A 9246-nucleotide genomic window follows, 5' to 3' on the forward strand; every position below is an offset into this window, starting at 1 on the left:
CAGTAGCGCAACGCAACCCTCTTGCTTCCTGCATCGTGCGTTGCTCACAGAAAATCTTTTAACCGTCTCCGTACCCTGTCCGGGTTGGCGGTTTCGCACTGCCAAACGGTAAGTGCATCCCACCCTGCGGCCTTCAACTTCGCCCGAACCTCAACGTCGCGTTGGATGTTGCGGGCAATTTTCGGTCCCCAATATTCCGGCCTACTTTTTGGTAACGCACCCTTCTTGCAATTTCTGTGTCCGTGCCAAAAACAGCCGTTGACAAAAACGACCTTGCGTAAGCGCGGAAGTACAATGTCGGGTGTTCCCGGGAGGTCTCGCCTGTGAAGCCTAAACCGAAATCCTAACGCATGGATGATACGGCGGACGGTTTTTTCAGGCAGTGTGTTCTTCGTTCCCACACTTTGCATTATTCGACGGCGTTGGGCGGGAGTGCGGGTATCTGCCATCGAGTTCAGAACCGTCCATTTCGCTGCGGAACCCGATACAAATCCTCAGCCTACGTTGTGCTTGCGCAAATCGGTAGTCGCGCTGACTACCATCCCAAACCGTTGGCTTCAATGCTTTAAAGGTGCCTTCGCGCCGCTCCTGATTTGGAGCTTACTCCCTTGTCAGAGTGCGGCGACCTCGTAAGCCATACCGAGCGAAGGACACACGCGGGCGTCGCCGCTTTCATAAACACCGTAGACGTAATAATCGGTGCCCCAAGTCTCTTGGATTGCCCAGATTTCAACGCGCCCGCTTTTGTAGATAAGCCACATCTCAGACCTCTATTAGACAGACTGCGTGGCGAAGTCGGACCACGCTTGAAGCATTGGTCGCAGTGTGTGCAGTTGGTCGGCTCGGTCATAGTGCTCATAAGCAAGTTCGGTCGCGGTGCGCCCAGCCGCATGCGCCTTGGCAAGCTCGCGCATCTCTTTCGAGTATCCGGCGGCCTTCGCCCATGATGTGAACGATGTGCGGAAACCGTGCACCGTCACGCCGGAATTAGGTCGAAGCGCGCCGAGCTTGTCATTCAAGGCATGGTTCGGGAGTGCACCAAAGATCAGGCCGGATGCTTTGCGCTTGCCGAGCAGCGCAAGTGCGGCGGCCGAGAGCGGAACGGCATGTTCTTGACCTTCCTTCATTGATCGTTCTTCGCGCCCGCCGGGAATGATCCAAGCACTGCCAACGATCTCGCTCCAGTCGGCTTGCCGAGCTTCCACGTTGCGCCCTACTGTCAGAATTGCGAACGCCAGCGCACGCGCTGAGGGCGAGCCATCGGCGACAAGCTCAGCCATGAGCGCGGGCACGTCTTTGCGGTGCATGGCAGCCCGTGGCGTGCTCTTCGGAGCGGCCGGTATCAATTCCTTGATGATGTCTTTGAGGGCCGGGTTTGGAACGTCATTTGCTCGGGCCTCTTTCGCAATCGCATGGTTGAGCACAACCTCAATCCGGGCGCGCATCTTCTCGGCGTTGGTGAGCGCATCGCCCCAGCGGGTTTGCAATTCCTTCTCAACGTCCTTGTGCGTGATTTCATCTGCCCATAGGCCGCCGAGCCTGCCAGTTTTCAAGCGACGATAGTTGTCAGGCTCGCGGCTCTTCACCTTCCACTCCGATACTGACCGCTTCGCGATCAGGCTATCGACGACATCGGCGAAGCGCATCCGCTTCGCGCCAGTTCCCGGCGGGACATCCGGCTCGCTCTCGGGCTCCACGGGTTCGGGTGCTGACTTGATGACGGCCAAACCACGGCGGGGAATGCGTTGTTCGTATCGCCTCCCTGCGAAGGCGTTGCGCTTATTGCGAGCCTCGGTCAGCCCGACCCCATGGTGATAGCTGCCAAGGCTCGTTGACCGAAAACTTACCCCGTCTCTAAATTTGTAAATCCAGAGCGCCGAACCGCTCCTGATCTTTAGGGAGAGGCTGGCACCATCGTGCAGGGTTTGGTTCTTGCCGCTGGCAATGGCTTTTTTGATGTCGGCCGGTTTGAGGGGTTCGGCCTTCGCCCGTCGCTTCCGTTGTTCGGTGATATTGCGCATTCGAATGGGCTCCAAATGTACCCACATTTGTACCCACAATATGCTTGTCAGCCCGATCCAACAAGAGCCGGTATGAGAAACGGAACCCTATATAAGCTATTGGTAAATGATACGAAATTATCCGGCATGATCCGGAGTGAGAAAGTCTTAAAATTTCTATGCGAGAAACGCCGTTAAGACAACGTCAGGCCGATCATTACACCGGCTCGCGCGGCGGCGCCTCATCCTTCATGCAATCGAACCGAAATCGCCATTTCGTACACCCGGCACTGGTCAGCTTTGCCGACGAATGCTGTGCAGCGCTGGCCCAACTGATCGCCTATGTGGGCGCGCTCACGCTTTTTACTATTGCCGGCCTGCATTTTTGGGACCAATTGCAGTTCGAGGATGCGGCCGATCCGGCCAATCAGCCAACCCTTATCCTGGTCCGCTCCGGGACGTCCGTGGCAAACCCGATTGATCTAGACGAGAAATCAGGTGGTTACGGGCCGACCCCCGACCCAGCCGGTTGCCGTGAGATTAATCGCCTTTGGGCTACGCCAAGCGACGGGCGGGCCGATCTGAACAGCAGGGGTTGCGGGACAGCCACCGCCCTCTCAGCGGACTGGGTCACCGACACCGAAAATCCTCGGTTGCGCGGGTCCCTATGACGGGCTTCCCGCCAAGGGATTGGTTTTCATGCAACTTTTTTGACTTGCCCCGGCTTTTCTCGCCAACTGTGGCCCGTTTGACCTTGTGACGGCGGACCCTGCCGCTACAATGGCGAACTGAACCAAGGCGCCTGCCTGAAGAGGATACGATGACTCCAAGATTTGCTGCCGCCAACAGAATTGCGGCGCTGTTTGCCGCTGTCGCCATTGGCGCCGCAGGCTTCGCCGCTTCGCCGGCCGCCGCGCAGACCAATCCGCCGCAAAAGCTCGCCCCTAAAGGAGCCAAGCGTCAATACGACAGGTCTGGCCATCTCTATTACGGGCCGAGCGGGCCGAACGTGTCGTACCAGCAAGGGCCGCACACCCGCGTCTTCGTCACCAAGCGCTCGTGGCTCGATGCCGGCACCGAGGTCCTCCCGGGGGACCGCAAGTTCGCCGACTACGCATTTCCGCCGGAAATGGGCTATCCGTCGTTTGCGCGCGAGAACCTCAACCGTCCGATCGACCGCCAGCCCCTTAACCCGCCTTCCGATATGGGCGGCTTCAGCCCGTGGATACCGCTCCCCCCGTATTGAACCCGAAGGAGCGGGCTTAGTCGGCATAGCGCCCGCAAATGCGGGCGTTTTGCCTAAGCGTGCAGCGCCTGCAATTCCTTCAAGATCGCTTCGCCCATTTGCGACGTCGACACGGCCGTGCCGCCGGCCGATTTGATGTCGGCCGTTCGCATTCCCTTGGCGAGCACGGCCGCGATCGCCGCCTCGACCTTGTCTGCAAGCGCGCCGAGTTCGAAGGAATAGCGCAGCGCCATGGCGAACGAGGCGATCATCGCGATCGGATTGGCGAGCCCTTTGCCTGCGATATCGGGCGCCGAGCCGTGCACCGGCTCGAACAGCGACTTGCGCTTTTTCGTCTTGGCGTCGATCTCGCCGAGCGACGCCGACGGCAGCATGCCGAGCGAACCGGTTAGCATCGCCGCGATATCCGACAGCATGTCGCCGAACAGGTTATCGGTGACGATGACGTCGAACTGTTTCGGCGATTTCACCAGATTCATGCCACCGGAATCCGCCAGCTGGTGCTCGAGCTTTACGTCCTTGTATTCGCGGCTGTGCACCTGCGTGACGACCTCGTTCCAGAGCACGCCGGACTTCATCACGTTGCGCTTTTCCATCGACGTTACCTTGTTGCGGCGTTTCCGCGCCAGATCAAAGGCAACGCGCGCGATGCGCTCGATCTCATAAGTGTCGTAAACCTGGGTATCGATGGCGCGCTTCTGGCCATTGCCGAGGTCGGTGATGGTCTTCGGTTCGCCGAAATAGACGCCACCGGTGAGCTCGCGCACGATCATGATGTCGAGACCTTCGACGATCTCGCGCTTGAGGCTGGAGGCTTCGGCGAGCGCCGGATAGCACACAGCCGGCCTTAAGTTGGCAAACAGGCCAAGATCCTTGCGCAGCCTTAGCAGCCCGGCCTCCGGGCGAGCCTCGTAGGGAACGCTGTCCCATTTCGGCCCGCCCACCGCGCCAAAGATCACCGCATCGGCCGCCTTGGCCTGCGCCATGGTCGCATCCGTGATGCTTTGCTTGCTGGCATCATAGGCGGCGCCACCCACCAGACCCTCTTCGGTCTCAAATTGCGCAATCCCCTGCGCGTTGATCCAGCCGATCAGCCGCTTCACCTCACCCATCACTTCGGGGCCGATGCCGTCGCCGGGAAGAAGCAGCAGTTTGTGAGTCGCCATGATCTAGAGCTCCGATTCCGAAGTTCGCAAGATATCGCGGCAACCTCTGATGCGAACTTCGGAATCAAAGGAGCTCTGGCAATCGATCGATTCTGGTACGGCTTCGAATTTGGAGTTCCTGCCCCGAAATCGCAGAAACGCTGACAGGAGCTTCAAATTCGCCGCACCGAGCGCCTGGCGCTGGTGTCATGCCGCGCCTGACCCGGACATCCATCTAATGAACAACGGTGGATTGCCGGGTCAAGCCCGCCAATGACGGAAGGAGGAAATTCAGCGCGGAGTGCTAATGCGGCGTTGCGCAGATGGCAAGACACCATTGTCCGGCCTCCGCCTAGGCAACGGCGCCCCGGTTCGCCACAATGGCATCCCACCGGAGATTCACGTGGCCCTTGCCGATACGTCCCGTCAGCCTGACCGCCCCGCTCGGCTGATCCTTATTCTGTCGTTGGCTCCCACCATCGGCCTTGGCATCGGGCGCTTCGCCTACTCTCTGGTGCTGCCGGACATGCGCGACACGCTGGCATGGTCGTATTCGGTGGCCGGTTTCATGAACACCGTCAACGCTGCCGGCTATCTCGCCGGCGCTTTGGCAGCGGCCAGGCTGACCCGCCGGTTCGGACTGCCTGCCGCCGTGCATTGGAGTACGATCGCCTGCATCCTTTCGCTGGCGCTGAGTGCGATTTCGGGCAATTTTTTCGTGTTGAGTTTCGCGCGCCTGCTGGTGGGCATCGGAGCGGCGGTTGCCTTCGTTGCCGGCGCGGCGTTGGCGGCGCGAATTGCGCAGACACACCCCGCACGAGCCGATTTTCTGCTCAGTCTGTTTTACGCCGGACCGGGGCTCGGCATCGTGAGCTCGGGACTGGTGGCGCCCTTTGTGCTGAAGGCGTTTGGAGCAGGTTCATGGTGGATCGTCTGGTGGGCCATGACGCTGCTTTCCACCGTGCTGGCCGTTCCCTTGATGACCGCGCGCTTCGATAGCGGCACCCGCCTTTCCGAAACCAAGCCTGCGCAGTTCCCGATCCGGCCGATCCTGATCTACCTCATAGGCTATTTCCTGTTTGGCGCGGGCTACATCGCCTACATGACATTCATGATCGCCTATGTCCGCGATGCCGGCGGAGGTGCGGTGGCGCAGAGCGCCTTCTGGTGCCTGCTGGGCATGAGCGCGTTCGTCACCCCTTGGGTATGGCGGGGCATCCTCGCATGGAACAGCGGCGGCCTTTCCACCACCATCATCCTTGGCGTCAATGCGATCGGCGCATCCTTACCGCTGTTCGGCCATTCTGCGCCGATGCTGACGGTGTCGGCTCTCGTGTTCGGCGTTTCGTTCTTTGCGATTGTCGGATCGACCACGGCCTTTGTGCGGTTCAACTCGCCGCCGGATGCCTGGCCGAAGGGGATTGCTGCCATGACCATTGCCTTTGGCATCGGCCAGACATTGGGGCCAACCGTGGTCGGAGCCATCACCGACAGGTTCGGCAGCCTGTCCTATGCCTTGAACGCGTCGGCAGCGCTGCTGGCGCTGGGGGCAATCGCAGCGGCGTTTCAACGGCGATTGGCCTAATCCTGACCCTCGCTCCGGGAATGCGGCGATAGCCGCATTCCCGACTGACCCTGCGGGTCAACTGCCGCTGAACGAATTGTAACCCTGGTCTTCCCAGTAGCCGCCCTTGTAGTCATTGGTGACCTCCATCGAGATCACGTATTTCGGATTCTTGAAGCCCAGCTTGGTCGGCACGCGGATCTTCATCGGGAAGCCATAGGCGCGCGGCAGGATTTCGTCGGCAAACCTGAAGGCCATGATCGTCTGCGGGTGCAGAGCGGTCTCCATGTCGAGCGGTGAATTGTAGCCATCCTTGTCGGCACACTGGAACCAGCAATATTTGGCGGTTGTATCGGCCCCGATCACCTTGAGGAAATAGCTGAGCGGCGTTCCGGTCCAGCTTCCGATCGCGCTCCAGCCTTCCACGCAGATATGGCGAGTGACCTGCTTCTGCTGCGGCAGCTTGTAGAGTTCATCCAGCGTCCAGGCCTTCTTGTTCTCGACAAGGCCGCTGACTTCGAGCTTCCAGTCCTTGCCGTCGATATCGGGCGCGTCGTCGACCTCGTAATAGGCGTTGAACGGGAACGGCTTGGTGATCGCGCTTTCCGGAAAAGTGGGCGCCAGTGCGTGAGGGTTGAAGATAAAGGCCTGCACTGCATCGTTGAACTTCGAAACCTTTTTGAGCATTTCCTCGGCCGAATCGGAATCGATGACGTCGCAGCCGGTGAGAAGCGTCAGCGCACCAAAGCTTGCCCCGCCGGAGATGAAGCGCCGACGGGTCAGATCCGGCATCAGCCTGGTCGCATCCCTGACCAGCAATTTCTTGTCGACGCCGGGAATCAGAAGCTTGCGAAGTCGGCCCATGCGTTTGCTCCGTGAAGGTTAGTGGCCGATGATCATGGCGCGCAGACTCTTCGGCACCAGAACCGCCAGAAGAACATGGATTGCAAGAAAGGCGACAATCGTCGACATGCAGAAGAAATGCACATATCGAGCTATGTCATAGCCGCCGAACAACGCCGTCAGATACTGAAACTGCACCGGCTTCCAAATCGACAGTCCCGAAAGCACAATGACAATGCCGACGGCGATAATGCCGGCGTAAAGCAGCCTCTGCACCTGGTTATACTTGCTTAGGTCATCGTGCGAGAGGCGGAAGGTCAGCGCCGCCACCGCGTCCGAGATCACGCCGCGCGGCGAAATCGGCAACAGCTTTTTCTTGAACCGTCCGGTCACAAAGCCCGTAACGAGATAGGCAAGGCCGTTGACCATCAAGAGCCACATTGCCGCAAAATGCCAGAGCAGCGCGCCGCCCAGCCAGCCGCCGAGGGTGACTGTGCGCGAGAATGTGAGCGAGTTGAACAAAGGCGATGCGTCGTAGATTTGCAATCCCGACATGATCATCAGGATGATGGCGACGGCGTTGGTCCAATGCATCACGCGTACCCAGGCCGGCTGAATGACCCTGGAGGCGGTTGCGGTGCGCTGCTCGGCGGCTGCAAGGCTGGTCATGATGTCCCGTCGCTGAAAGCCTACTGACCCATATACGCCGAAAACTTCCGCTCCGTTACTGCCGAAACACCTCCGAACGGCCGGGAAATCTGCCGACCGCCCCGGAAGGGTGGTCACAAAAAAGCGAGCCGGGCGTCCCGGCTCGCGAGGGTGGCGGTTAGGACGCCGGGATCAGGACGGTGTCGATCACATGGATCACGCCGTTCGACTGATTGACGTTGGGGATGGTGATGGCAGCGGTGTCGCCCTTGGCATCGACGATCCAGCTCTTGCCGCCATCCTTCTTCACCGTCAGTTCCTCGCCTTCCACCGTCTTGAGCTTCTTGCCGTCGGTCAGATCGGACGCCTCAAGTTTGCCTGGCACCACGTGGTAGGTCAGGATTTTGGTCAGAGCCGCCTTGTTCGCGGGCTTGACGAGATTGTCGACCGTACCGGGCGGCAACTTGCCGAACGCCGCGTTGGTCGGCGCGAAAACAGTGAACGGGCCCTTGCCTTCCAGCGTCGATACCAGACCGGCGGCCTTCACCGCTGCAACGAGCGTGGTGTGGTCCTTCGAGTTCACGGCATTCTGGATAATGTTTCTGGACGGATACATCGCCGCGCCGCCGACCATCACGGTCTTCTCTTGCGCGCCGACCGGCGCAACGAAGCTTGCGGTCAGGGCTAGGGCACCAAAGGCAACAGCAGAAAGCAAGTCAACACGCTTGGACATCGAAAGGTCTCCCGAATGATTGATGTGGCTCGCGGGCATCCGCGGCCGATGAGGGCAACGGCGACGAAGGTCTCGGGCTCGCGCCTTGGGGATGACCCCGTCGTCGTTGGGCCGAGCTACGGGAGTTTTCGTGAGGGGTTTCGAACAAAAATTCTTTGCGCCCAGTGAAACTATCCGGCCGCATGAACGTGTGCTGCCGCGTCGGCCTCACACCGTGCGGCCCGCGCTGGCTCCTTCCTTGCGATGCTTTTCGTCAGTCGCGATTGGCCGGCGTCTGGATAAAACCCCGGTTCCAAGTCGGGCTGATCAGGATTTCGTTGACGCAAACCCGCGGCGGCAGGCTTGCGACGAAAGCTATGGTCCGCCCGAGGTCCTCTGGTTGCAGCATCTTCGCCTTTTCCTGCTCGGAAGGCACAACCGGACGCTGGTTCAGGATCGGTGTTGCCACCTCACCCGGCGACAGGCAGCAGGCCCGCAAACCGTTGACGCATTCGTCCATGTTGAAGGAGTGGGTCAGCGCCAGCACGGCATGTTTGGTGGTGGTGTAGGCCGGGCCCGGCATCTTCGATACGTGGCGGCCAGCCCACGACGCCACGTTGATGATGCAGCCGTCCTTTTGCGACCGCATGGCGGGGAGCACGGCGCGCATGCAGTAGAGAACGCCATTAAGGTTGATGTCCACCAGCTTGTTCCAGCCTTCGAGCTCCATGTCCGCCCATCGCCGCTTGGGAACATTGATACCGGCGCTGTTCACGAGGAGGTCGATACGTCCGTAATCGGCCACAATCCGGCTGGCAGCCTTTTCAACGTCGGCCGCAACGCTCACGTCGAGCGGAATGGAGCTCGCCTCGCCACCGCTTTTGCCAATCTTCGCAACGACGGTGTCGAGGGCGTCTTTCCGGCGTCCTGACACCACCACTAACCAGCCCTCGGCGGCGAGGGCCTCAGCCCCGGCCTGGCCGATGCCGCTGCCGCCGCCGGTGACCCAAGCCACGCGTTTGCCGTTATTTGCCATGCGAACCGTCTCCGTTGCCTTCTAAAGGGCCTCTTTGCTAGTGAAATGCCGA

Annotated in this window: 11 protein-coding genes; 3 read left to right on the top strand and 8 right to left on the bottom strand. The window is 60.1% G+C overall.

The features are described 5' to 3' along the window. Positions 1 to 44 precede the first annotated feature (44 nt). The 3 genes from NEZ08_RS13270 to NEZ08_RS13280 form a co-directional block, all read right to left on the bottom strand. Entirely contained in the window at positions 45 to 449 is a 405-nt protein-coding gene (locus tag NEZ08_RS13270; protein ID WP_298107442.1) for a very short patch repair endonuclease, read from the bottom strand. 162 nt (positions 450 to 611) lie between these two features. After that, positions 612 to 761: a hypothetical protein gene (locus tag NEZ08_RS13275; protein ID WP_298107443.1), complete on the bottom strand. Its 150-nt coding sequence runs from the start codon at positions 759 to 761 to the stop codon at positions 612 to 614. A gap of 12 nt (positions 762 to 773) precedes the next feature. Further along, positions 774 to 2021 (bottom strand): integrase arm-type DNA-binding domain-containing protein, encoded by a 1248-nt coding sequence (locus NEZ08_RS13280; RefSeq protein ID WP_298107444.1) that lies wholly within the window; start codon positions 2019 to 2021, stop codon positions 774 to 776. Positions 2022 to 2179: 158 nt separating this feature from the next. On the opposite strand from NEZ08_RS13280, the gene NEZ08_RS13285 reads away from it, so the two are divergent. Together NEZ08_RS13285 and NEZ08_RS13290 are read left to right on the top strand one after the other, a co-directional pair. After that, the gene (locus NEZ08_RS13285; protein ID WP_298107445.1) at positions 2180 to 2671 is read left to right on the top strand and encodes a hypothetical protein; all 492 of its coding nucleotides are present in this window, start codon (positions 2180 to 2182) and stop codon (positions 2669 to 2671) included. Between the two features lie 149 nt (positions 2672 to 2820). Next, the gene (locus NEZ08_RS13290) at positions 2821 to 3246 is read left to right on the top strand and encodes a hypothetical protein (RefSeq protein ID WP_298107446.1); all 426 of its coding nucleotides are present in this window, start codon (positions 2821 to 2823) and stop codon (positions 3244 to 3246) included. A gap of 53 nt (positions 3247 to 3299) precedes the next feature. On the opposite strand, the gene leuB is transcribed toward NEZ08_RS13290, so the two are convergent. Further along, positions 3300 to 4412 (bottom strand): 3-isopropylmalate dehydrogenase, encoded by a 1113-nt coding sequence (gene leuB / locus NEZ08_RS13295; protein ID WP_298107447.1) that lies wholly within the window; start codon positions 4410 to 4412, stop codon positions 3300 to 3302. A 382-nt stretch (positions 4413 to 4794) separates the two neighbouring features. On the opposite strand from leuB, the gene NEZ08_RS13300 reads away from it, so the two are divergent. Further along, positions 4795 to 5976 carry a YbfB/YjiJ family MFS transporter gene (locus NEZ08_RS13300; protein ID WP_298107448.1) on the top strand — a complete coding sequence of 394 codons (1182 nt, stop codon included), beginning with the start codon at positions 4795 to 4797 and terminating at the stop codon, positions 5974 to 5976. A 57-nt stretch (positions 5977 to 6033) separates the two neighbouring features. Here the strand turns inward: NEZ08_RS13300 and NEZ08_RS13305 are convergent, their stop codons facing one another. The 4 genes from NEZ08_RS13305 to NEZ08_RS13320 form a co-directional block, all read right to left on the bottom strand. Continuing rightward, complete coding sequence (locus tag NEZ08_RS13305; protein ID WP_298107449.1) at positions 6034 to 6819, bottom strand: molybdopterin-dependent oxidoreductase; 786 nt, start codon at positions 6817 to 6819, stop codon at positions 6034 to 6036. Positions 6820 to 6837: 18 nt separating this feature from the next. Next, the gene (locus NEZ08_RS13310) at positions 6838 to 7467 is read right to left on the bottom strand and encodes a cytochrome b/b6 domain-containing protein (protein WP_298107450.1); all 630 of its coding nucleotides are present in this window, start codon (positions 7465 to 7467) and stop codon (positions 6838 to 6840) included. Between the two features lie 157 nt (positions 7468 to 7624). After that, a complete protein-coding gene (locus tag NEZ08_RS13315) occupies positions 7625 to 8179 on the bottom strand; it encodes a fasciclin domain-containing protein (protein WP_298107451.1) in 555 nt (184 codons plus the stop codon). A 253-nt stretch (positions 8180 to 8432) separates the two neighbouring features. Next, the gene (locus NEZ08_RS13320; protein ID WP_298107453.1) at positions 8433 to 9194 is read right to left on the bottom strand and encodes an SDR family oxidoreductase; all 762 of its coding nucleotides are present in this window, start codon (positions 9192 to 9194) and stop codon (positions 8433 to 8435) included. Positions 9195 to 9246: the final 52 nt, after the last annotated feature.

The organism is Bradyrhizobium sp. (genome assembly GCF_027451485.1).
GTDB lineage: Bacteria > Pseudomonadota > Alphaproteobacteria > Rhizobiales > Xanthobacteraceae > Bradyrhizobium.

Bases quoted from the DNA above. Each gene is read 5' to 3' on its own strand.
- NEZ08_RS13310 (WP_298107450.1), bottom strand. From the start codon at position 7,467: ATGACCAGCCTTGCAGCCGCCGAGCAGCGCACCGCAACCGCCTCCAGG.
- NEZ08_RS13285 (WP_298107445.1), top strand. From the start codon at position 2,180: ATGCGAGAAACGCCGTTAAGACAACGTCAGGCCGATCATTACACCGGC.
- NEZ08_RS13275 (WP_298107443.1), bottom strand. From the start codon at position 761: ATGTGGCTTATCTACAAAAGCGGGCGCGTTGAAATCTGGGCAATCCAA.
- NEZ08_RS13290 (WP_298107446.1), top strand. From the start codon at position 2,821: ATGACTCCAAGATTTGCTGCCGCCAACAGAATTGCGGCGCTGTTTGCC.
- NEZ08_RS13270 (WP_298107442.1), bottom strand. From the start codon at position 449: ATGGCAGATACCCGCACTCCCGCCCAACGCCGTCGAATAATGCAAAGT.
- leuB (WP_298107447.1), bottom strand. From the start codon at position 4,412: ATGGCGACTCACAAACTGCTGCTTCTTCCCGGCGACGGCATCGGCCCC.
- NEZ08_RS13305 (WP_298107449.1), bottom strand. From the start codon at position 6,819: ATGGGCCGACTTCGCAAGCTTCTGATTCCCGGCGTCGACAAGAAATTG.
- NEZ08_RS13320 (WP_298107453.1), bottom strand. From the start codon at position 9,194: ATGGCAAATAACGGCAAACGCGTGGCTTGGGTCACCGGCGGCGGCAGC.
- NEZ08_RS13315 (WP_298107451.1), bottom strand. From the start codon at position 8,179: ATGTCCAAGCGTGTTGACTTGCTTTCTGCTGTTGCCTTTGGTGCCCTA.
- NEZ08_RS13280 (WP_298107444.1), bottom strand. From the start codon at position 2,021: ATGCGCAATATCACCGAACAACGGAAGCGACGGGCGAAGGCCGAACCC.